General features: G+C 49.4%; 22 protein-coding genes, 3 tRNA genes and 1 pseudogene. 11 read left to right on the forward strand and 15 right to left on the reverse strand.

The window, feature by feature from the left end:
- The first annotated feature begins 73 nt into the window (after positions 1-73).
- Positions 74-697 carry a transcriptional regulator RcsA gene (gene rcsA / locus NA330_RS14085; RefSeq protein WP_052894938.1) on the forward strand — a complete coding sequence of 208 codons (624 nt, stop codon included), beginning with the start codon at positions 74-76 and terminating at the stop codon, positions 695-697.
- Between the two features lie 38 nt (positions 698-735).
- On the opposite strand, the gene dsrB is transcribed toward rcsA, so the two are convergent.
- Complete coding sequence (dsrB, locus tag NA330_RS14090) at positions 736-930, reverse strand: protein DsrB (protein WP_000867218.1); 195 nt, start codon at positions 928-930, stop codon at positions 736-738.
- Positions 931-1,058: 128 nt separating this feature from the next.
- Here dsrB and yodD point away from each other — a divergent pair, with 128 nt between their 5' ends.
- Both yodD and NA330_RS14100 read left to right on the forward strand, forming a co-directional pair.
- Entirely contained in the window at positions 1,059-1,286 is a 228-nt protein-coding gene (gene yodD, locus NA330_RS14095) for a YodD family peroxide/acid resistance protein (protein WP_000844798.1), read from the forward strand.
- A gap of 309 nt (positions 1,287-1,595) precedes the next feature.
- On the forward strand, positions 1,596-2,411 hold the full coding sequence (locus NA330_RS14100; RefSeq protein WP_023242497.1) for a mannosyl-3-phosphoglycerate phosphatase-related protein: 816 nt from the start codon (positions 1,596-1,598) through the stop codon (positions 2,409-2,411).
- Here the strand turns inward: NA330_RS14100 and dgcQ are convergent.
- The 3 genes from dgcQ to NA330_RS14115 form a co-directional block, all read right to left on the reverse strand.
- Positions 2,390-4,102: a cellulose biosynthesis regulator diguanylate cyclase DgcQ gene (dgcQ, locus tag NA330_RS14105; RefSeq protein ID WP_001119828.1), complete on the reverse strand. Its 1,713-nt coding sequence runs from the start codon at positions 4,100-4,102 to the stop codon at positions 2,390-2,392. The genes NA330_RS14100 and dgcQ overlap by 22 nt on opposite strands.
- A gap of 164 nt (positions 4,103-4,266) precedes the next feature.
- Complete coding sequence (locus tag NA330_RS14110; RefSeq protein ID WP_001521741.1) at positions 4,267-4,452, reverse strand: YodC family protein; 186 nt, start codon at positions 4,450-4,452, stop codon at positions 4,267-4,269.
- 76 nt (positions 4,453-4,528) lie between these two features.
- A complete protein-coding gene (locus tag NA330_RS14115) occupies positions 4,529-5,446 on the reverse strand; it encodes a DUF808 domain-containing protein (protein WP_086013476.1) in 918 nt (305 codons plus the stop codon).
- Between the two features lie 169 nt (positions 5,447-5,615).
- On the opposite strand from NA330_RS14115, the gene yedA reads away from it, so the two are divergent.
- Positions 5,616-6,536, forward strand: coding sequence for a drug/metabolite exporter YedA (gene yedA / locus NA330_RS14120; RefSeq protein ID WP_023242496.1), 921 nt, complete (start codon positions 5,616-5,618; stop codon positions 6,534-6,536).
- Here yedA and NA330_RS14125 read toward each other — a convergent pair.
- The 4 genes from NA330_RS14125 to drpB all read right to left on the reverse strand — a co-directional run bounded on the left by NA330_RS14125 (position 6,525) and on the right by drpB (position 9,566).
- Positions 6,525-6,995 (reverse strand): very short patch repair endonuclease, encoded by a 471-nt coding sequence (locus NA330_RS14125; RefSeq protein WP_000785978.1) that lies wholly within the window; start codon positions 6,993-6,995, stop codon positions 6,525-6,527. The two genes, yedA and NA330_RS14125, sit on opposite strands and share 12 nt — an antisense overlap.
- Positions 6,976-8,406 carry a DNA cytosine methyltransferase gene (locus NA330_RS14130; RefSeq protein WP_052894936.1) on the reverse strand — a complete coding sequence of 477 codons (1,431 nt, stop codon included), beginning with the start codon at positions 8,404-8,406 and terminating at the stop codon, positions 6,976-6,978. The genes NA330_RS14125 and NA330_RS14130 overlap by 20 nt, the downstream gene beginning before the upstream one ends.
- 73 nt (positions 8,407-8,479) lie before the next feature.
- Positions 8,480-9,175 carry a phosphohydrolase gene (locus NA330_RS14135; protein WP_023242494.1) on the reverse strand — a complete coding sequence of 232 codons (696 nt, stop codon included), beginning with the start codon at positions 9,173-9,175 and terminating at the stop codon, positions 8,480-8,482.
- A gap of 79 nt (positions 9,176-9,254) precedes the next feature.
- The gene (gene drpB, locus NA330_RS14140) at positions 9,255-9,566 is read right to left on the reverse strand and encodes a cell division protein DrpB (protein WP_023242493.1); all 312 of its coding nucleotides are present in this window, start codon (positions 9,564-9,566) and stop codon (positions 9,255-9,257) included.
- 649 nt (positions 9,567-10,215) lie between these two features.
- Here drpB and ompS1 point away from each other — a divergent pair.
- A complete protein-coding gene (gene ompS1, locus NA330_RS14145; RefSeq protein ID WP_023242492.1) occupies positions 10,216-11,394 on the forward strand; it encodes a porin OmpS1 in 1,179 nt (392 codons plus the stop codon).
- A gap of 258 nt (positions 11,395-11,652) precedes the next feature.
- Here the strand turns inward: ompS1 and ymcF are convergent, their stop codons facing one another.
- The 7 genes from ymcF to NA330_RS14180 form a co-directional block, all read right to left on the reverse strand.
- Positions 11,653-11,841 (reverse strand): cold shock small protein YmcF, encoded by a 189-nt coding sequence (gene ymcF, locus NA330_RS14150; protein ID WP_024131109.1) that lies wholly within the window; start codon positions 11,839-11,841, stop codon positions 11,653-11,655.
- A gap of 10 nt (positions 11,842-11,851) precedes the next feature.
- Positions 11,852-12,064 (reverse strand): transcription antiterminator/RNA stability regulator CspE, encoded by a 213-nt coding sequence (cspE, locus tag NA330_RS14155; RefSeq protein WP_000208509.1) that lies wholly within the window; start codon positions 12,062-12,064, stop codon positions 11,852-11,854.
- A gap of 454 nt (positions 12,065-12,518) precedes the next feature.
- Positions 12,519-13,787: a Y-family DNA polymerase gene (locus NA330_RS14160; RefSeq protein ID WP_001728934.1), complete on the reverse strand. Its 1,269-nt coding sequence runs from the start codon at positions 13,785-13,787 to the stop codon at positions 12,519-12,521.
- A 2-nt stretch (positions 13,788-13,789) separates the two neighbouring features.
- Positions 13,790-14,209 (reverse strand): translesion error-prone DNA polymerase V autoproteolytic subunit, encoded by a 420-nt coding sequence (locus NA330_RS14165; RefSeq protein WP_000394196.1) that lies wholly within the window; start codon positions 14,207-14,209, stop codon positions 13,790-13,792.
- Between the two features lie 749 nt (positions 14,210-14,958).
- Positions 14,959-15,777 (reverse strand): hypothetical protein, encoded by an 819-nt coding sequence (locus NA330_RS14170; protein ID WP_023242491.1) that lies wholly within the window; start codon positions 15,775-15,777, stop codon positions 14,959-14,961.
- A gap of 480 nt (positions 15,778-16,257) precedes the next feature.
- Positions 16,258-16,524, reverse strand: coding sequence for a hypothetical protein (locus NA330_RS14175; protein ID WP_023242490.1), 267 nt, complete (start codon positions 16,522-16,524; stop codon positions 16,258-16,260).
- Positions 16,525-16,791: 267 nt separating this feature from the next.
- Positions 16,792-16,881, reverse strand: a tRNA-Ser gene (locus NA330_RS14180).
- Positions 16,882-16,969: 88 nt separating this feature from the next.
- On the opposite strand from NA330_RS14180, the gene mtfA reads away from it, so the two are divergent.
- The 6 genes and pseudogenes from mtfA to NA330_RS14210 all read left to right on the forward strand — a co-directional run bounded on the left by mtfA (position 16,970) and on the right by NA330_RS14210 (position 20,947).
- On the forward strand, positions 16,970-17,767 hold the full coding sequence (mtfA, locus tag NA330_RS14185; protein ID WP_023242489.1) for a DgsA anti-repressor MtfA: 798 nt from the start codon (positions 16,970-16,972) through the stop codon (positions 17,765-17,767).
- A 100-nt stretch (positions 17,768-17,867) separates the two neighbouring features.
- Positions 17,868-17,943 (forward strand) — tRNA-Asn (locus NA330_RS14190).
- 167 nt (positions 17,944-18,110) lie between these two features.
- Positions 18,111-18,416: pseudogene (locus NA330_RS14195) on the forward strand (Arm DNA-binding domain-containing protein); the annotation flags it as partial.
- Between the two features lie 421 nt (positions 18,417-18,837).
- Positions 18,838-18,913, forward strand: a tRNA-Asn gene (locus tag NA330_RS14200).
- 162 nt (positions 18,914-19,075) lie between these two features.
- The gene (locus NA330_RS14205) at positions 19,076-19,600 is read left to right on the forward strand and encodes an endoprotease (protein WP_023182005.1); all 525 of its coding nucleotides are present in this window, start codon (positions 19,076-19,078) and stop codon (positions 19,598-19,600) included.
- A gap of 474 nt (positions 19,601-20,074) precedes the next feature.
- Complete coding sequence (locus NA330_RS14210; protein WP_023242486.1) at positions 20,075-20,947, forward strand: integrase domain-containing protein; 873 nt, start codon at positions 20,075-20,077, stop codon at positions 20,945-20,947.
- Positions 20,948-20,959 lie beyond the last annotated feature (12 nt).

Here is a 20,959-nt window from a genome sequence, read left to right on the forward strand (position 1 = left end):
TCGTGTTCCGTCTGATTATGGTGAGTTATTCAGGTAAGGGGAATTATCGTTACGCATTGAGTGAGGGTATGCCATGTCAACGATTATTATGGATTTATGCAGTTACACCCGGCTAGGGTTAAGCGGGTATCTGGTCAGCAGAGGGGTGAAAAAAAGGGAAATCAACGACATCGAAACCGTTGACGAACTCGCTATCGCTTGTGGCGCGCATCAGCCTTCGGTGGTGTTTATTAATGAGGACTGTTTCATTCATACGTCTTCAGACAGTCAACAAATAAAGCAAATCATTAATCAACATCCTGACACGTTATTTATTGTTTTTATGGCAATTGCTAATGTGCATTTTGATGAATATTTATTAGTAAGAAAAAACTTATTGATTAGCTCGAAATCGATTAAACCTGACTCGCTGGATACCATTCTTGGCGATATTCTGAAAAAAGAGTCGGGTATTTCAGGAACCATAAATTTACCAACATTATCGTTAAGTCGAACTGAATCCAGCATGTTGCGAATGTGGATGGAAGGTCAGGGAACCATTCAGATTTCTGACAGAATGAATATTAAAGCAAAAACAGTATCCTCCCATAAGGGGAATATTAAACGAAAGATAAAAACGCATAATAAACAAGTGATCTATCACGTAGTGCGGCTGACAGATAACGTCACTAACGGCATTTTTGTTAACATGCGCTGAGACATCCGGACTGGCAATGTACCTCCAGTCCGGCTCAATTAGTCCTGCTCCGCCTTCTCGACAAAAATACCATCCTGGTGACCTGACTCATTGAAGAACCAGATGCCGAGCGGGTAATCCTCCAGCGAAACCAGGTACATTGTGCCTTCACTAAATTCTTCCACTGCCAGTACCACGCCCGGTCGGCGGGGACCGCCGTCCGTTTTAACGGTTACCCGATCATTCACCTTCATCATTTTCCTCCTGTCGCTTTGTGCCAGTGTAGAACAATTTTCTGCGTCTGACAGCGCCTTGCCGGCGTGTTTGCTGGTTTTCTCAACGGTCTATACTTAGGCTGTCAGGAACCCGTGAGGTAGTGAAGATGAAAACGGCAAAAGAGTACAGTGATACGGCCAAGCGCGAAGTGAGCGTCGATGTAGATGCGCTACTGGCGGCCATCAATGAAATCAGCGAAAGCGAGGTTCACCGTAGCCAGGAAGATCCTGAGCGGGTGAGCGTAGACGGACGGGAATATCATACATGGCATGAATTAGCTGAAGCATTCGAGCTGGATATTCATGATTTTAGTGTAACAGAAGTAAACCGTTAAAAATGGCCGAAAAAAATCCCGGCCCTACGGGTCGGGATCAAACTTGCTTATGCAAGAAGCACTTGAAAATTCGTTACACCAGGAAATCTGATGTGAGATTTACCTTATCTGCAATTTTTTTGCATGACAAGTAAATATTTTTTACATGAATGATTAAGCACGCTAATAGTTCGGTAGCAAAAGTGTGACAACGCATGTGCTGCCTGGAAGCGACGGGATCGGTTCCAGTTAGCGTTCGACTTCTTTCGGGTGTGCTTTAGGACTTTTCCTGGAAATAAGCCCGCCGTTGCAACGGAAAATGAGGAAAAAATGCTCTCAATCCATGACCCCTTGCTGATTTTTACCGATCTGGACGGCACACTGCTGAACAGCCACACTTTTGAGTGGCAGCCCGCGGCCCCCTGGCTTACTCGCCTGCATGAAAGCGGCGTGCCCGTGATCCTCTGTAGCAGTAAAACCGCGGCTGAAATGCTCCAGCTCCAGACGACGTTAAATCTACAGGGACTGCCGCTGATTGCGGAAAACGGCGCGGTGATCCAACTGGACGTTCATTGGGAAGACCACCCCAACTATCCCCGTCTGATAGCCGGTAATTCTCACAACGAAATCCGCCTCGTCCTGCATAAATTGCGTGAAAAGGAACAGTTTAAGTTCACCACGTTTGATGACGTTGACGATCAGGTGATAAGCGAATGGACGGGCCTAAACCGGGCACAGTCTGCCCTAACCCGTCTGCATGAAGCGTCGGTGTCGCTGATCTGGCGCGATAGCGATAAACGCATGGCGCAGTTTGTCGCCCGTTTAAATGACCTGGGACTGCAATTTGTCCATGGCGCCCGTTTCTGGCATGTGCTGGACGCCTCCGCCGGAAAAGATCAGGCTGCCAACTGGCTGATTGAAGCATATCGTCGGCAGTGGCACGCGCGTCCTCTGACGTTGGGGCTAGGAGACGGCCCCAATGATGCGCCCTTACTGGATGTGATGGATTATGCGGTTGTCGTTAAAGGGCTAAACCGGGAGGGCGTACATTTGCGTAACGACGATCCTCAGCGCGTCTACCGTAGCCAGAACGAAGGGCCGGATGGCTGGCGCGAAGGCATGGACTATTTCTTTTCCCGCTCCTGAGTCGCGTCGCTGGCGCAAATACGGTTACGTCCGGACTGTTTGGCGTAATAAAGCCGTTTGTCGGCCAGCGACTGCAACTGCTCAAAATCATAGTCGCCGTATTCCTCCGCGCTACTGATCCCCATTGACGCGCTGATACGAAGCGTCGTGCTTTTCGTCACCAGAATTTCTTTGTCATTAATGCGCTGGCGTATGCGTTCGGCAATCTGCAGCGCCTGCGCTTTCGTCGCGCCGGGCAGCACGATACAAAACTCTTCGCCCCCTACCCGTCCGGCGATGTCGTGCGCTCGAATGGTGCTGCCAATGAGCCCAGCGGCATGGGACAACACGCGATCGCCTGCCTGATGACCAAAGCGATCGTTAACGCTTTTAAAATAATCTAAGTCCAGCTGTATCACAGAAAATGGCTGGCGGGCTTCCCGGTAGCGCTTTGCCAGCCTGGACGCTTTTTCAAACAGCGCGCCACGGTTATATAGCCGGGTCAGCGGATCGTGCCATGCCTGCCATTGCAGCGAATTTTGCAGAACAAACATGTTTTTGACCATATGTCGAATAACGCCCCAGGAGATCAACAGCATCGCCGTAAAAAGCACCCATAACAGCGTCAGCGCGATACTAATACTGCCAAAATTCCCTTGTATGCCTTCACGTAATGTATGCACGCGCAGCAGGACGCCATCAAAATGATCCAGCCGCTCCCAGCTTACATAATGCGTTCCTAAACGCAGCCCGCCCAGGGTATCTTTTTCTATTTCACGCGCCAGTAAGGCGCGCTCACGGTCATTTAACGTATTCGCGGTTTGTTGTTCCGGCGCGGAGTCCGTCAACAAACGGAGATGGTTATCGTATAGCTGATATTCCCCTTCAATATCCTTTTCGGCCGCATCGCGCAGGAACCGCTGTAATGACGCGACGGGAATATCCATTGCCAGTACGCCATACCAGTAATTATCGTGATCCAGCGGTAGACTGGCTGTCACTTTTTTCTGCTCGTCAGCAACATAGGGCTGTGCGGAGGTAAACCACCGCACGCCGCGCTGTGGGTTACGCCGTTGGCTTTGCTCGATAAACCAGGGCTGAGTCACGTACTGATAGTAACGGGAGACAATATCGCTACCGTACGCCGTAGGGAGAGTTGAGAGGTAAAACCCTGAGCGAGAAACATACATCGTCTCCAGCGTCAGCATGGCGGATGAGCGCGCCAGACGCGCCAGATACCCTAACTCCAGCGTGGCGGTTAATTCATTTGCCAGGTCACGACTCTCCCGCGAAAGAAGCGTCGTCCGGGCGACAAATTGATCGGAAACGCCATACAACGGCAATGTCCGCCGCTTATCCAGCTCCAGTTGCCAGAAATGTCTGACGCGTCGTTGCTCAAACTGCGTCACCGCGCTCTGCAATGCGGAAAAAGCCAGCGGCGCCACCAGCGCTTCATGCATACCGTTGCGTAAAAAGATCAACCTGTCCATGTTGAATTGCAGTTGGCGGTCAAGGACATTCGCGACGCTCCCCAGATGATTGCGCTGACTGGCGACATACGCGTCTTTCAGTATCATCACTTCCCGCCAGGTAAGTAGCGTCGAGAACAGCATCACGATCAGAAAACAGGTGTTGACGACATGACCGGGACCAAAACGCCGCGCCAGCTTTTTAAACCAGCCTTGATTGTCTAACAGTGTTTCGTGCGGCACCCTGGTAACTCCTGGTTATTGATACAACGCCCCCTGATGGCTTACGGTAGCCAGACCTCATCAAGGGATACCACTCAATCCTGGCATAACCAGGTAGCAGCATGTCGCAGCGCGACGACTCTTTTTCTCCACAGCAAAACGCCCGGCATTAACCGGGCGTTTTGTCATCGGGCTTCGTCCCGCCCGCGCCTTTCCTTGCCTGGCACGAGCTCATTCTCATGGAATGCCTCCCGCTTTACGCCAAAACCATCATACCAGCGACACTCTACCATTCCGCTGGAATAACCGGTGACGATCATCCGGGGTCCACCTTCTTTCACGGTAACTTCCTCACTGACAGAAAAGACCATACCTGCCTCCTGTATCAGATGAAACGTTTTCACCTTAGACGAGGATGGGCAATTTTGCATAATTCATTGTAGAAAATCAGTGCGAAACACCGCGAATTTTCGCCACACCTTTCACCAGCGCCACCACAATGGCGCCGATAATAAAGCCGAGCACCAGATTCAGCCCCGCAGGGATCGTATGCGCCATGAAAGCTCCCTGCTGCTGCGCAAAATGTTCAATGGCATGGTGTAGCGGCGCAATACCGTGTACGACAATCCCGCCGCCGACCAGAAACATCGCCAGCGTACCGACAATGGATAATGCTTTCATTAACCAGGGCGCGATAATCAGTAATCCTTTACCGACGCCCTGCGCCAGCACGCTACGCTTTTCCGCCAGCCAGTACCCCATATCATCCAGTTTGACAATAATACCCACCAGGCCATACACGCCAATGGTCACAATCAACGCAATCCCCGCCAGCACCAACACCTGATTAAGCAGCGGCGCCTGCGCGACAATCCCCAGGGTAATGGCCACAATTTCAGCGGAAAGAATGAAATCGGTACGGACCGCCCCTTTTACTTTATCTTTTTCAAAGGCCAAAGGATCTTGCGCAGCCAGCGCCTCAAGACGTTTTTGCCGCTCCGCCGGGTCTTCTTTGTGTTTTCGCGCCTCAAAGGTATGCAGGACTTTTTCTACCCCTTCAAAGCAGAGAAACGCGCCGCCTAACATTAATAAAGGCGTGATGGCCCACGGGATAAATGCGCTTATCAGCAGCGCCAACGGCACCAGAATAACCTTGTTGATTAATGATCCTTTCGCCACGCTCCATACCACTGGCAGCTCGCGATTAGCGCGAACGCCGGTCACCTGCTGCGCATTGAGCGACAGGTCGTCCCCCAGTACGCCCGCGGTTTTTTTCGCGGCCAATTTGCCCATTACCGAAATATCGTCCAGCAGCGTGGCGATATCGTCGAGTAATGTCAGTAAGCTACTTCCTGCCAAAATGATTTCCTCGGTCTTTTCTTCTAAGACGTTAAGTATGTAGCAAAACGCGCAATGCCGAAACCGGCGGCGCGGGTCAACGCCTTTTTATTCCAAAAGGACAATTATAATGCTCGCCAGCATAATAATTTTGACGTTTACTATATTCACCCTTTTTATTTCACCGTGAGTGATTATGCGTTTCCGGCAGTTATTACCTCTTTTTGGCGCGCTTTTTGCCTTGTACATCATTTGGGGGTCTACCTATTTTGTTATCCGCATAGGCGTTGAAAGCTGGCCGCCGCTGATGATGGCAGGCGTACGTTTTCTCTCGGCGGGGATGTTGCTCATGGCGTTTTTGCTGCTGCGCGGCGAAAAACTTCCGCCGCTGCGCCAGACCATCAACGCCGCGCTGATTGGTCTACTGCTGCTGGCGGTGGGTAACGGCCTGGTGACGGTGGCGGAGCATCAAAACGTGCCATCGGGCATTGCTGCCGTCGTGGTCGCCACTGTCCCGCTATTTACGCTGTGCTTTAGCTACTTTTTTGGTATTAAAACGCGCAAATTAGAATGGGTGGGGATTGCCATTGGACTTGCCGGGATTATTCTGCTGAACAGCGGCGGCAACTTAAGCGGCAATCCGTGGGGCGCGATTTTGATCCTGATAGGTTCGATGAGCTGGGCATTTGGTTCCGTTTACGGCTCGCGCATCGCCCTCCCTGTGGGCATGATGGCGGGCGCGATTGAAATGCTGGCGGCGGGCGTGGTATTGCTTTGCGCGGCGTTTCTTTCCGGCGAAAAGCTCGCCACGCTGCCTGGTTTATCGGGGCTTATGGCCGTCGGCTACCTGGCGTTGTTCGGTTCTATTATCGCCATTAATGCCTATATGTACCTGATTCGCAACGTCAGTCCGGCGCTGGCGACCAGCTACGCCTATGTGAATCCGGTTGTCGCCGTGTTGCTTGGCACCGGCCTGGGTGGCGAGAGGTTATCGCCCGTTGAATGGGCCGCGCTGGGTGTGATTGTGTTTGCAGTAGTGCTGGTGACTCTGGGTAAGTACCTGCTTCCCGCCAGGGCGGTGGTCACGCCGTGTAAAACGGAAGATTCACGCCAGTAGATGAATCCCCTGGGTGTCGATCTGCGCGCTGGCGCCGCCGCCGCAGATCCACTCTTCCAGGCGCTCCGCCAACGCCGCGTCGCTCAATTTCGCTCGCCCGCGCAAGGCGCACTCCCAGACGATCAGCACCCGCCAGCCAAGCGCCTGTAAACGCTGGATATCGCGCTCATCGCGCTCAACGTTCTTACCGATTTTTTCCAGCCAGAAAGCCGTCCGCGTGGCCGGTACTTTGAACAGATAACAGTGGTGATGATGCCAAAAGCAGCCGTGAGTAAAAATCACACAATCATAGTCATTCACCACAAAGTCCGGCTTGCCCGGTAATGTCGCGTCCTGAGTATGAAACGTAATCCCCTGCGCGCTTAACAGGCCGGCAAGACGTTTTTCAATAGCCGTATCGCGGGTCGCTATCGCGCGCATATTTTTACTGCGCGTGGCTTTATCGTGAACGTCCGCCATCTACCGTCTCTCTCTGACGCAGCGTCACCGCCTGGTGAATTTTGGGTTCCAGCAGCTTTGCTACCGCGGCAAATACCGGCACCACCACGGAGTTGCCAAACTGGCGATAGGCCTGCGTATCCGAGACAGGTATCCTGAACTGGTACGTTTGCGGCGCCTCAAATCCCATTAAACGCGCGCACTCTCTCGGCGTGAGTCGGCGGGGACGATGTTGTTGGTTGCCAGCATCGTCGAAATTCACTTCGCCTTTCGCCATATCCCAACCACGATCGATCAGAATTTCGGCGCCATCTTTGTAGTAGCGAGCAGATAACGTGCGCGCCACACTTTCCGGATTGTCAGGATAAACCATGCCATAGCCAAAACCGTTTCCCCGCGCCTGGTGCTTTTTCGCGTAGCGATATAAATATTTCCACAGCACCGGCGTCAGGATATATTTGGCTTCGACGACGGGCTCCAGCAGTTCTGCCAGCGTCGGACGGCGCGGTGGATAACAGCGGGCGATATTGCGTAACGTAAAATCGGTTTTCAGGTTTAAATCGCGACGGAATCCCACCAACACAATACGTTCCCGATGCTGAGGAAGAAAGTGCTGCCCGTCGATAATTTTCGGATCGTCCGAGCCATTGTCAGCGGCATCCGCCACGTCATATCCCAGTTCATCGAGCGTTTGCATAATAATGCGGAAAGTGTTGCCCTGGTCGTGACTTTTAAGGTTTTTCACGTTTTCCAGCACAAACAGCGCGGGGCGGCGAGCGTCGATAATTCTTACGACATCAAAAAATAACGTCCCCTGAGTCTCGCAGGCAAAGCCGTGGGCGCGGCCCAGCGCATTTTTCTTGGAAACGCCCGCCAGAGAAAATGGCTGACAGGGAAAGCCCGCCAGCAGGACATCATGTTGCGGAATATGCTGGCGAATGTGTTCCGCCGCCTCATCATCGCTGACCCCTTCCCGGTGGCTCAACGTGATATCGCGGATATCTTCATTAAAGCGATGTTGCAGCGGATCGCAAAAATAGTTCGCTTTATATGTCCGTACCGCGTGCTTATTCCATTCGCTGGTAAACACGCACTGTCCGCCTATCGCTTCAAATCCGCGGCGAATGCCGCCGATGCCCGCGAAGAGATCGATAAAACGAAAGGCGTAATGTGGATGATGCGCTGGCGGCGTCGGCAACCCTGTTTTAAGACAGGTGAGTTCATTGTCGCTCAAACGATGCCATGCCGCGTTCATCATTACGCGCTTGAAGATGGCCGGGCTCCAGTGCTGTTCGCCCAGGCCGTTAAGGTGCGCCACCAGCGTTTTAACATCGTAGATTTCCAGCAATTGACTCAGCATCGCCTGGATCTCGCTTCCGGCGTCGTCGGCGATGAGGTTCCGGGCGTGTGTTACTGAAATATTTTCCTGCATACATTTAACCGGCCAAAAATAATTGCCGACAGACTAACATAAAATGACGCGGTTTACGTTTCAGCGGCAGGGGTTACTGATGCGTAGCAAACATCTGGATGACCGCATCATCCCGTGTTTCATAGTCGCCTTTCAGCTCAGCGCTCAGTTTCGCCATGTACGACACCAGAAAATCCGCATTACGCTGCGCCAGGTACTTGCCCCGTTCGGTCTGCATCGTCAGCGGCAGTTTCAGCAGTTTGGTTTGAAAATGGTCGAGCGCGAATTGCTTATCGTTAAGAGGCCGTCTGTTGGCAAAGGGATCGTCGGCATCAAACAGCGCGACGCCCAGCGCGCCGGAGACCGCGAAGACCCGCGCCAGACCAATGGCGCCCAACGCCTCCAGCCTGTCTGCATCCTGTACGATTTTTGCCTCTGGCGTGGTAGGCGCAATTTTTGCGCTGAAGCTATGCGCTTCGATAGCATGACAAATGCCCGCCAGTTTTTCTGCCGGAAAGTCAGGAAAATCCCGCAGAAAAATACGCCGGGTTTCTGCCGCCGCCAGAATGGAAGAACGATGCCGCTGCGGATGATTTTTCGCCAGGCTGACGATGTCATGGAAATAACATGCCGATAGCACCACCAGCCAGTCGACAGGAACGTTTTCCCCGAGCGTTTGCGCGGTTGCCCAAACACGACGAAAATGGAAGATGTCATGGGCGGCATCCTGTTCCTGGTGGTGGTGACGTAGCCAGTCTTCAAACTGCGATTGCCAGTATCCTGAGTCCATACGCCCTCTCTTTATAGCAGACCATTTTTATTACATGCCTGAGCACAGGGTTCGCTATCCTGACATATCCGCCACCACTTTACATCCTTGCGTGCTTGCGCGTTTCTGGCTGAGTGTCGGCGGGATAAGCCCTGTTTTTGCGAGGCCGGGTATACCAGGCAATACTCCCCAGAATAAGCCAGACGACGCCCAGCGAAAGCGCGTTAAGCCATTTTTCCGTTGCGCTGCCAGGAGTGCTGATTGGGCCGAGAACCGGCTCGGTTTGTATGGCGGACATCAGCCACACGCAACGCGCCATCGCCCAGATGAAGTAGCCGCAAAAGGTATAAAAAACCCATAACGCTAATTTACCGCCCATGCTACGGGTGGCGTTGTCCTCCCTGGTACTCAAACTTTACTCCGCTTTTGTGATGTAAGTCACATGACATTAATTACATTATAATGTGATATTAGTCACATTTCGACCATGAAATACCTTATCCACCTGTTCTGGTTATTCATTCCACAAATAGTTTATTCTCAGTTAATGTTGCGTCTGGCGCTGAACCTGCTGTTAAATAAGGGAATGGTGATTGAATCGCACTCTGATGCAGAATAACCCATAACCAGAACAACTTATTTTTACGCACCGCGATAGCGTTTTATTTTATTAGCATTAAGTGTCAGAATGATTCGGTTATTAGCCTTTTATCATTTATTTTATCATTACCCACATTACCGGCATTTATGCCGGTTTTTTTTATGCTTTTTCATAATCAAATCATGAAATACATATAAAAAACAAATTATATTCACGCCAAAAAACATCAAACCAAAACACATAACCCATTGATAAAAAATGATAATTATAGAATATATATTCTTAGTTACTTATATGGTTTGTATTATAAAAAATCAAACAGAAACAAATTGAAATATTTTAAATACCTTTGTTACATGTTATTTTTTAAATTCCATGAACTTCATAGAATAGTATCAATTTGTAGTTTTGTTGAAGTGGCTACATATTCATATAAATTATTATCATAAGGGAATACATAATGAACAGAAAAGTTCTGGCACTGCTTGTCCCGGCGTTATTAGTGGCAGGCGCAGCAAATGCGGCTGAAATTTATAATAAAAATGGCAACAAACTCGACCTGTACGGCAAAGTTGATGGTCTGCGTTACTTCTCTGACAATGCAGGCGACGATGGCGACCAGTCCTACGCCCGTATTGGCTTTAAAGGCGAAACGCAAATCAACGATATGCTGACCGGCTATGGTCAGTGGGAATACAACATTAAGGTAAACACCACCGAAGGCGAAGGTGCAAACTCCTGGACTCGTCTGGGCTTTGCCGGTCTGAAATTCGGCGAGTACGGCTCTTTCGATTATGGCCGTAACTATGGTGTTATCTACGACATTGAAGCCTGGACCGATGCGCTGCCGGAATTCGGCGGTGATACTTATACCCAGACCGATGTCTATATGCTGGGCAGAACCAACGGCGTTGCTACCTACCGTAATACCGACTTCTTCGGTCTGGTGGAAGGCCTGAACTTCGCGTTGCAGTACCAGGGTAATAATGAAAATGGCGGTGCTGGTGAAGGTACAGGTAACGGCGGCAGCCGCAAACTGGCCCGTGAAAACGGCGACGGTTTCGGTATGTCTGCCTCCTACGACTTTGACTTCGGGTTAAGCCTGGGTGCGGCCTACTCTTCCTCTGACCGTACGGACAATCAGGTTGCTCGTGGTTATGGCGACGGCATGAATGAGCGCAACAACTATGCTGGTGGTGAAACCGCTGAAGCCTGGACCGTAGGTGCCAAATATGACGCCTACAATGTTTACCTGGCGGCGATGTACGCTGAAACCCGCAACATGACCTATTATGGCGGCGGTAATGGCGAAGATAATGGCGGTATTGCTAACAAAACCCAGAACTTTGAAGTGGTTGCGCAGTATCAGTTCGATTTCGGTCTGCGTCCGTCCATCGCCTACTTGCAGTCTAAGGGCAAAGATTTAGGCGGTCAGGAAGTCCATCGTGGCAACTGGCGTTACACCAACAAAGATCTGGTTAAATATGTTGACGTCGGTATGACTTACTACTTCAACAAAAATATGTCCACCTACGTTGATTATAAAATCAACCTGCTGGACGAAGATGATGACTTCTACACAAACAACGGTATTGCAACTGATGATATCGTAGGTGTTGGTCTGGTCTACCAGTTCTAAGACGCTTTATGTTATTCAAGCCCGTGCTTAGCACGGGCTTGTTATTATAGGGCAAGAATTAAATAACGGATAAGGGCACAAAGACAGGTTGACCTGGTTTCATCGGATAGATGAAGACAACGTCGCTTTTTTCAGGCGCTGTCTGCAAGAGAAATAACACCTTTGGGGAAAGGTAAGCCACTATAGATGATGGATGTCAGCGTCTATAGATGATAATCATCCGGGCATAAAAAAGCTCCTGTACGGAGCTAATATGAATTATTTTCTAAAATCTGGCGGAACCTGTCCTGAGCGAATGTATAATCCAACATTATCAAAAGTGATCATGGTTGACTTACAAAAAATACATTTCGCGCCAAACGGGTTTTGCTCAGTAACATCGAATGTCGATGTTCTGTATTGTGAACCATGGCAACATGGACACCGGAAGTGAATTTTATTAGTAATATTAGTTGCCTTAAAGCGCCACAACGTTGACCGCTGATGGACCTTTTGGTCCCTGTTCTACTGAAAACTCCACTTCCTGATTTTCATTCAGAGTGCGGAATTCATTACTTTGAATGGCGGAAAAATGCACAAACACATCTTTGCTGCCATCTTTAGGCGTAATGAAACCAAAGCCCTTTTCAGGGTTAAACCATTTTACTAAACCAGTGATTTTCGTCGTCATAATATTGTTACCTTTTGAATGAGCCCTTGGGCAAAATGGCCTGAAGAAAATTATCAGAGAGAAAAAAACCTAAAGGAGATCTCAAGAGGAACAAATGATGAGAAATATTACAATCACTACTTCAGATAAGTTTGTATCAAACCGCACAACCATTAACGCATGGTTAACTGCACATAGCAAGCTTTAGTTTTGTTAAAAAAATATTAATTGTTTTTTAGTATTATCACGCTGATTGCCATACTCTTTTTATCCATGCCCGTCGCTACGGCTGAAACCTGGCGTAAATAAGTGACGTCTCACAACGCCTACCTGGCAATAAACGCGCCACATTTCCTGATGTCGTAAACCAGGATACATGCGCCTCATCGTGAGAGGTTCCTGTGATCTTGTGCGACCAAAACCGGTTAGAGAACGGGGATGATTTGGCAACTATCTCAGGCATTGATCGCACAAGTTACTTAACACGCAGTAGATCAGAGTATCTTGTGGTGTACCGAGGCGAAAGCATTTCTCGCTTCATAGCCCACTGTTGCGACATCCCCTGCCCGGCGAAGTACAGCGTCCCCTTCCCGTCTTTTGCGTTAAGATGGTCCAGTACTTCCATCAACTTCGCACTACCGGCGCGCGGCGCGTTATCGTCGAAAAGGTTGAGTTGCGCTACGCCCTGACTGAAGAAGTCACCCAGCATCACCCCCGCTTTCTGGTAGCGATGGCCGTCGCGCCAGATTTTATCCAGGCATTTCACAGCCGCATTGATAATGTCGCGTGAATCCTGCGTGGGGGTGAGAAGCGTCACCGCGGCGCTGTTACCGTAGTAGGGCTCGTTCAGGGCAAAGGGGGATGTTTTGACGAATGTTGAGATGAAACGGCAGTACTGGTGCTCGCCGCGGAGTTTTTCTGCCGCGCGCGCAGCGTAGCTGTAAATAGCCTGGCGCATTTCCTCATAGTCTGTGACCCGCTCGCCGAAAGAGCGGCTACAAACGATTTCCTGCTTTGCCGGCGCAAACTCTTCAAGCTCCAGACATGGCTCTCCGCGAAGCTCTCTCACGGTACGCTCCAGCACGACATTGAAGTGTTTCCTGATGATCCAGGTACTTTGTTCAGAGAGATCGAGAGCAGTCTTGATGCCCAGGGCATTGAGCTTCTTACTGATGCGTCTGCCGACACCCCAGACATCCTCTACGGGTATCAGGGCCAGCAGCCGACGCTGGCGGTCGATGTTCGACAAGTCAACCACCCCGTCGGTCTGGCGCTGCCACTTTTTCGCAGCATGGTTAGCCAGCTTGGCAAGGGTTTTCGTCTGGGCAATGCCTACACCGACAGTCAGGTGCGTGCGCTTCAGGACCGTCGCTCTTATCTCGCGCCCGAAATCTGTCAGATCCCGGCAGTTTCGTACCCCCGTTAGATCACAAAAAGCCTCATCAATGCTGTAAATTTCTACCCGCGGCACCATCTCCTCGAGTGTGGTCATTACCCGGTTCGACATATCAGCGTAAAGCTCGTAATTACTGCTGAAGCAAACAACACCGGATCGCCGGAAGCGTTCTTTCTGTTTGAAGTATGGCTCACCTGGTGCGATACCGAGCTGCTTCGCCTCGGCGCTACACGCGATAACGCAGCCATCATTGTTTGATAACACCACCACCGGTCGGCCACATAAATCAGGACGAAAGACCGTTTCGCAGGAAGCGTAAAAGCTATTAACATCGCAGAGCGCGAACATAATCAACTGACCGCTTTAATGATAAAGGTCACCACCCCGAATATGTCGAGCGTGTCTTCACTGCCGACAGGTATGGGTCGATAGGCGCCGTTCATGGGGATTAACTGCACTGTCGGGCGCAACTGCAACCGTTTTACGGTGAACTCTCCTTCAATTGCCGCAATTACAATGTCACCGTGGTCAGCGTTCCGTGAGCTATCCACCACCAGCAGGTCACCGTCGCTGATGCCTGCTTCAATCATTGAATCCCCCGAGGCTTTGACAAAATATGTTGAGCTGGGATGAGAAACGAGCAACTCATTAAGATCGATACGCTGCTCAATGTAGTCCGCCGCGGGGCTGGGGAATCCACACGGCACTAAGTAACTGAAAAATGGGAGAGGAATAATTTCGCGCAACTCTGTAGGTCTGAAAAATTCCATAATCCATACCTCGAATACTGTTTTTATATACAGTAGTATTATTTGAACATGCGCGCAAGATACCGGAGTCGCTACGGCTGTTTAAATCTTCGTCGCTTCGTTTGTAAGTTTCTCTCTCAGTTCAAATTATGGATTTTGTAAATTTTCCGGTTGTATTGTCATGTGAGCATATTTAAGCCAGTCTGGAGGCCAGATTTTCTGTACAGTGTCGACAGTCCCGCAGCGTAAGTTATCGCCACGCGCCAGCGCGTTTCCCTGACAGCAAGTAATCTTTTGCCTGGCGACCATGTCTACAGGGGAACATTTCGGGCAACAGGCCGGGTGCGATGATTACCGAGGACGACGGCGTTAAGTCGCCGCGAGTGACATCACTGTGAATCCCGATGGGGTACAGCGAGCTTCATGGATTTACTAAAAATATAACAGACACAAAAAATAGTTTTATTTTTCATTATGATTAATATCAGTTTGCATATTGGAAATAAGGATAACTGACCAGAACACCATGATAAACACTGACAACAAATTAAAAGCGTAGTATTTTTGATTTGCGGCAACAAAATTAATAAGAGTCATGGTAGCTAAAAAAACTCTTTTTCTTTTCCTGTACAAATAAGATAAAAATCGCTTCATCCACCACCGCAAGAATATGTATATTATCTGTTATTACTATTTCGATAACACAATATCAAATTAAATATATCTCTATTACCTATCCATTAGTGTAATTTTCTTAAACTGAAAATTTATCATTTACAGCCCAAACTCTTACGCATTTTTTCTTTTAATGGCTCGGCTACTTCTGGACGTAATTTTGAGTATAAATTTTGTACATTTTCACAGCCAGCAGGTTGGCCTGATGATAAAGGTTCTATTTTCGTCAGGATATTCCACAAAATATAAATTGCAAATGCGATTAGCATTATACTTAAAAAATAAATACGGATACCCCGAGCATTAAACAACGCAGGGACATTTGATGTTTCTTGTTTAACGGATGGCACATAATTTACGACCGGAGCAGCAACCTCAGGAATAACAAGTTGTTTTCCATACGGAACGAAGTATGCAGAAATATGCTCTGGGCTATAACGCTGTTCAACACGTTTCCACTCATCTGACGGAATGAGTAAGAACGATAATGTATCACTAAAAGTGCTGTTCTGATATACCCGCAAACTATATCCACTATTAGCCAATATATGCTCAATGCGCACCAGTTCTGTATCAAAACCATCACTTCCCATTGGGTAGTGATGAAACACATACTGCGTATCAACCAAATTTATCGTTGCTGTTTCAATCTCACTGTCATAATCGAATTTGACCGTGACAGGCTTCCCTCCCTGATTATCTGAAAGTGCCTCAAGCAGGCTAAAAGTCCCCTCTTTCCAGTCAAGATTAATTCCGTAGATACTCATAAACAGCGCCTGGTAGTCCTCTAATGCAGACTCAGACAGACACGGTTCTTTATGTTTCTCCAAAAAAAACTTACGCCTTAAAGAGGCTTGTTCATCATCATTGGCAGCAAAAAAATCAGAAAACTCATCCTGTTCTGGTAATTGCATCGTGGTTCCATCCAATATTTTATTAATCAAAAATCGATCCCAGCAGCCAATTCCCCCTGCTGTCTATGATAGAATAGAATATGTGATCTCAAAGCGTCAAGATGACAAGACCAAACGAGCACGCATCCATTCAATAAATGAATAAACCCTGTTAATACAAATAGTTTTAAAAATGATTTATCTGGACAACTGAAATTATCTTTATACTGATAGCAGTACAGCCATTTCTGTAAGTTTAAATGACAGATAAAAACACGGACAAATCGTTTTACGTTATTTCCAATATTTTTCAATGTCTGCCCTCTTTTTTTTTACGTAATCTCTATGTTGTCGCGACGGGAACAATAATAGCGAATTCGCGTATGACGTTTTAGGGGCATTCATAAAAGAGTTTTTTGAAAAACATGAAGGGAGATTAACGGAAAAAGGTTCGTTAAGGCTGGATGCGATCACGTTCGCTTCCGGCGAACGTAACCCTTTTTACCTGGCTGCATTTTTCTTCTTCTTTTCGTCCTCAACATGCTTATCAACAGGTGAGTCTTTTAAGCGATTGTGTTGCATGATGTCATCTTCAAGCGATTTTAGATAGCTTGCATCAGTCAGAAAGGCTATTGCCAGCGTTTTCGCATAAAATTGCGCGTGGCTTCGTGTCGTAGGATTTACCTCGTAGGTTCTGGCAAGCTCATGTCCGAGGTGGCAGTATCCCACTGAAAATGATTTCGCCTCTTTTCCTCCATCCTCCAGCAATCCATTTCCTTTAAGATACCCTTACAAGATCCGTGTGAAGCAACGGCAGTTAAACTGTTTTGTCACCAGAGATGTGAGATGGGCGTTGCAAAAGAGTGTGAGCTTGTGAGCTAAAGAAGATAAAAGTGGATGCCCGACGCGCAGCAAAATGGTAAAAAACAGCATCAGTAGTAAGAAAAATCGAGCGAGTGAAAGAAATTTTAATGCAGGGATTTATGTATGACGAAATCAAAAACGCTTTGTCAGTGATTGATTTTGTTGAATGATTGGCGGAGAGAGGGGGATTTGAACCCCCGGTAGAGTTGCCCCTACTCCGGTTTTCGAGACCGGTCCGTTCAGCCGCTCCGGCATCTCTCCGTATATTGCAATGATGCCAGGTAATTTGGCATTTTAACAGACCCTATTCGGGTAATTTTGTTCAAGTGACGAGTTTACGAGCAAAACGATGATTAAGTGGCCCTGGAAAGCACAAGAAATAACCCAGAACGAAGACTGGCCGTGGGATGATGCGCTGGCTATACCTCTTCTGGTAAACCTCACCGCGCAAGAACAGGCTCGGCTTATTGCGCTAGCCGAACGTTTTTTGCAGCAGAAAAGACTGGTAGCGCTACAGGGATTTGAGCTCGACTCGTTAAAAAGTGCACGTATTGCGTTAATTTTTTGCTTACCGATCCTGGAGCTCGGTATTGAGTGGCTTGATGGTTTTCATGAAGTGCTCATTTATCCCGCGCTCTTTGTGGTAGATGATGAATGGGAAGATGACATAGGTCTGGTGCACAGCCAGCGTGTCGTACAGTCGGGGCAAAGCTGGCAACAAGGGCCCATCATTCTGAACTGGCTGGATATCCAGGACTCGTTCGATGCTTCGGGTTTCAACCTCATTATTCATGAAGTCGCGCACAAACTGGATATGCGTAATGGCGATCGCGCCAGCGGCATCCCTTTCATCCCGTTGCGCGATGTGGCTGGCTGGGAACACGATCTCCACGCGGCAATGAATAATATTCAGGATGAAATCGATCTTGTTGGCGAAAGCGCTGCCAGTATAGATGCCTATGCCGCCACCGACCCTGCAGAATGTTTTGCCGTGTTGTCAGAGTATTTTTTCAGCGCGCCAGAACTGTTTGCTCCACGTTTCCCGGCGCTATGGCAGCGTTTTTGCCAGTTCTATCGCCAGGATCCTTCTCAGCGCTTACGGGTAAGCGCTGCCGAAGGCGACTACGGCGAGGAATCCGAACATTAATCCCTCACTTTGTGGGTTAATTAACCAATTGAATTGGCGCGTTAATTTTACTGTTGACACGTTATAGCCGGCCCAGTATTATGCGCCTCGTTGAAACAATTCCTCTGTAGTTCAGTCGGTAGAACGGCGGACTGTTAATCCGTATGTCACTGGTTCGAGTCCAGTCAGAGGAGCCAAATTAAGGAAAGCAGACGTTCAGTGACGCCTGCTTTCTGCATTTATATCAATCGATTATCCCTTTCTTCAGGTTCACTCTCGTTCACTAAAAACCACTCGCAGCCATACCCTTTTGCTGGTAAAGCTGGTTCGATTTGCGTTTTACCAGCACGCGGAGGGAACCGTCATGTCACTGACTGATACTAAAGTAAAAAATGCCAGACCAGCGGAAAAGGCCGTCAAGCTCACTGACGGGCTTGGCCTCTATCGATTCAAAATACTGGCAGACAGGCTATCGCTTCGATGGCAAACAGAAGGTGTTTTCTATTGGGGTTTACCTTGCTGTATCGCTTGCTGATGCCAGACAACGCCGTGACGAGGCCAAAAGGCTGCTGGCTCAGGGGATTGATCCGAACGCAAATAACAGGCTGATGAAAAAATCCTTCAGGAAAAGCGCGATAAAACCCGCTCGTTCCGTGTCGTCGCCAAAAGCTGATGCGCCATAATTCTGCCTATGATATTGACGGAAATCTTTTCGCCTGCACCAGAAATTTATCTGCCATTTCCGCTACCGGCGTCAGACTGCCTGTATCAACCATTTTCACAAAATATCTCACGTCTAAAGTTCATTCTGCCCCCTGCCCTTAATCTCTACGGCGTTATGTCTCAGAATTATTTGCCAAGTGCCTGCCAGTTTTTCACGTTTCATCAGACGCTGGCACATAGCCATTGCGGTAAGGTCACAGCATTTGACTTGTGCAATTACAGACAAAGTTGCGCCATGCCGGGGCAAAGTAGAAATTAGATCAAAACTTCAACGCTTTGTTGTTTTTGTCAGCAAACAAACGCGCAACCTTATTTCCCCCTTTGACAAGCCGATCGCACATCGTTACTATGCGCCCCGTTCACACGATTCCTCTGTAGTTCAGTCGGTAGAACGGCGGACTGTTAATCCGTATGTCACTGGTTCGAGTCCAGTCAGAGGAGCCAGATTTTAGTTTCGGGACATCCTGGCGAGTCCGGAGACGTTTAAAAAACAAGAAATTATCTTTACCCGGTTGATCTGATAAGGTTTGCCGGGTTTTTTGACATCCATAGTTTTGGGGCTTAATCGGGGCCTCACGGTTCGTTGAGTAAATAGAGCCCCCTCCTATGGCATTAACCGATACCGCTGGCGGCACGCAGACCGATCCGGGTACAGGAAAACCGTCAGAAAATCCACCCGCCGATCCACCGTCAGATGGTCCCGCTTCTGAAAAACCACACGACCCACCCGCCGATCCCAATAAGCCCACTCCACCGAAAGAAGAAACGTCGCCCGGCGCGCCGGAGAAATACGCGTTCACCGCCCCTGAAGGTCAGGAACTCGATACCAGCGCGCTGGCGCAGTTCGAACCAGTGGCGCGTGAACTGAACCTGACGCAAGAGCAGGCGCAGAAGCTGGTGGACGTCTATCCGAAAGTGCTGGCGGGAGTGCAACAACAGCAAGCGGAGTCATGGCAGAAGCAAACAGAAGACTGGGCTGCGGCAGTTAAAGCCGATAAAGACATTGGCGGTGACAAGCTGGCGTCTAATCTCGGCGCAGCTCAGCGGGCTATCGACACGTTCGGTACCAAAGAACTGAAAGAGTATCTCGATGGTACCTGCGCCAGATCTCTGGTCAATGCTGCACCGTGACGGAAGCGATTCCACCCGGCACCCGTTACCACATCAACGCCTTTTACTTTACGGGCTGCGGCCTGCAAAGACGTCCGGCTTTGCTGCCGCGTGACCGTAAAACAACACCAGAGTCTGCGATCTTTCGCGTACTGCACTCGACCAGTGCGTCGCTTTCGTCGCGCAAAGCGACAAAGTGACGCACAACCACTACACCGCGCCATGCCCCTGTTTTCGGGGTTCCGGCGTTCATTCCCGAATCTGACACGCCTTTTTGGGGCCGCTGTCAGCAAGAAAGAAGAGAAAAAGATCGATACCGAGGGGGGGCATGATGCCCCGGAGAATTCCTGCTCACGCAGGCAGCCTGTACCGCGTACAGTCTGAAACTCCCTATACCTCAACAAACTGCCACTCCGGCGTAAAGGTATCGTTCTGGCACAGCCCAAAAGCATACGCCGGAGACTGTTTGTGTTCTCAAAATCACAGGAGAAGTGTATGGGCAAGTTAGGTGGTGAAATGAAGGCACTGGCAAAGCACTGTGGCGGTAGCCATAAAACGGTGAACGATCGCATTCATATCGTGCAGCGTTTCGATCACCACTTACGGGCTTTGAACGTCCATATCCAGCGGGTTGCGCAGATTAAGGTGCGCCACATTGAAAGCTATATTCATGAAAGGTTGGCGCAGGGGATCGGCAAACGCACGCTGCAAAATGAAATGGCCTCGCTGCGCGCTGTTCTGCAACAGGCCGGGCGTAAACTGGTGGCAGAGCATGAGCGGCTGACTAATAAATCGCTGGTTTTGTCTGGTGCATCGCGTAACGGTACGCGGCAGGCTATTACGCTGGATCATTACCGTCATGTACTGGAAACAGCCCGCGCGAAAGATCCGGGGCTGGCGGCAGCGCTGGAACTGGCGAGGCTGATGGGCTTACGTTCACAGGAAGCGGTGCAGAGCGTGCAATCGCTGAAAACGTGGAAACAGGCCATTGAACGCAGCGATACGCGCTTAACCGTGGTGTTCGGCACCAAAGGCGGACGGCCCCACGAAACGGTGATTCTGGATACTATAGCTGTCAGAAAAGCGCTGGATAATGCGCTGGCTATTGCAGAAAGCCGTCATGGCCGACTGATCGACAAACCGGATCTGAAAAGCGCGATGGACTACTGGCACAACCAGGCGGCGCGTATTGGTCTGACTGGCGCATATTCTCCGCATTCCCTGCGTTATGCGTGGGCGCAGGATGCCATTAGTCACTATCTGGCGCAGGGGTTCAACAGGAAAGAAGCGCTGGCAATTGTGGCGATGGATCTGGGGCATGGAGACGGGCGTGGGCGGTATGTGGCGCAGGTGTATGGGCAAATTTGACAGTTGGCTAAG

Source organism: Salmonella sp. NW722 (assembly GCF_051702785.1).
Classification (GTDB): Bacteria; Pseudomonadota; Gammaproteobacteria; order Enterobacterales; family Enterobacteriaceae; genus Salmonella; species Salmonella enterica.

What these genes read in the sequence shown, in the direction of transcription:
- rcsA (WP_052894938.1), top strand. Translation starts at nt 74, where the DNA reads ATGTCAACGATTATTATGGATTTATGCAGTTACACCCGGCTAGGGTTA.
- dsrB (WP_000867218.1), bottom strand. Translation starts at nt 930, where the DNA reads ATGAAGGTGAATGATCGGGTAACCGTTAAAACGGACGGCGGTCCCCGC.
- yodD (WP_000844798.1), top strand. Translation starts at nt 1,059, where the DNA reads ATGAAAACGGCAAAAGAGTACAGTGATACGGCCAAGCGCGAAGTGAGC.
- NA330_RS14100 (WP_023242497.1), top strand. Translation starts at nt 1,596, where the DNA reads ATGCTCTCAATCCATGACCCCTTGCTGATTTTTACCGATCTGGACGGC.
- NA330_RS14110 (WP_001521741.1), bottom strand. Translation starts at nt 4,452, where the DNA reads ATGGTCTTTTCTGTCAGTGAGGAAGTTACCGTGAAAGAAGGTGGACCC.
- yedA (WP_023242496.1), top strand. Translation starts at nt 5,616, where the DNA reads ATGCGTTTCCGGCAGTTATTACCTCTTTTTGGCGCGCTTTTTGCCTTG.
- NA330_RS14125 (WP_000785978.1), bottom strand. Translation starts at nt 6,995, where the DNA reads ATGGCGGACGTTCACGATAAAGCCACGCGCAGTAAAAATATGCGCGCG.
- NA330_RS14130 (WP_052894936.1), bottom strand. Translation starts at nt 8,406, where the DNA reads ATGCAGGAAAATATTTCAGTAACACACGCCCGGAACCTCATCGCCGAC.
- NA330_RS14135 (WP_023242494.1), bottom strand. Translation starts at nt 9,175, where the DNA reads ATGGACTCAGGATACTGGCAATCGCAGTTTGAAGACTGGCTACGTCAC.
- ompS1 (WP_023242492.1), top strand. Translation starts at nt 10,216, where the DNA reads ATGAACAGAAAAGTTCTGGCACTGCTTGTCCCGGCGTTATTAGTGGCA.
- cspE (WP_000208509.1), bottom strand. Translation starts at nt 12,064, where the DNA reads ATGACGACGAAAATCACTGGTTTAGTAAAATGGTTTAACCCTGAAAAG.
- NA330_RS14160 (WP_001728934.1), bottom strand. Translation starts at nt 13,787, where the DNA reads ATGTTCGCGCTCTGCGATGTTAATAGCTTTTACGCTTCCTGCGAAACG.
- NA330_RS14165 (WP_000394196.1), bottom strand. Translation starts at nt 14,209, where the DNA reads ATGGAATTTTTCAGACCTACAGAGTTGCGCGAAATTATTCCTCTCCCA.
- NA330_RS14170 (WP_023242491.1), bottom strand. Translation starts at nt 15,777, where the DNA reads ATGCAATTACCAGAACAGGATGAGTTTTCTGATTTTTTTGCTGCCAAT.
- mtfA (WP_023242489.1), top strand. Translation starts at nt 16,970, where the DNA reads ATGATTAAGTGGCCCTGGAAAGCACAAGAAATAACCCAGAACGAAGAC.
- NA330_RS14205 (WP_023182005.1), top strand. Translation starts at nt 19,076, where the DNA reads ATGGCATTAACCGATACCGCTGGCGGCACGCAGACCGATCCGGGTACA.
- NA330_RS14210 (WP_023242486.1), top strand. Translation starts at nt 20,075, where the DNA reads ATGGGCAAGTTAGGTGGTGAAATGAAGGCACTGGCAAAGCACTGTGGC.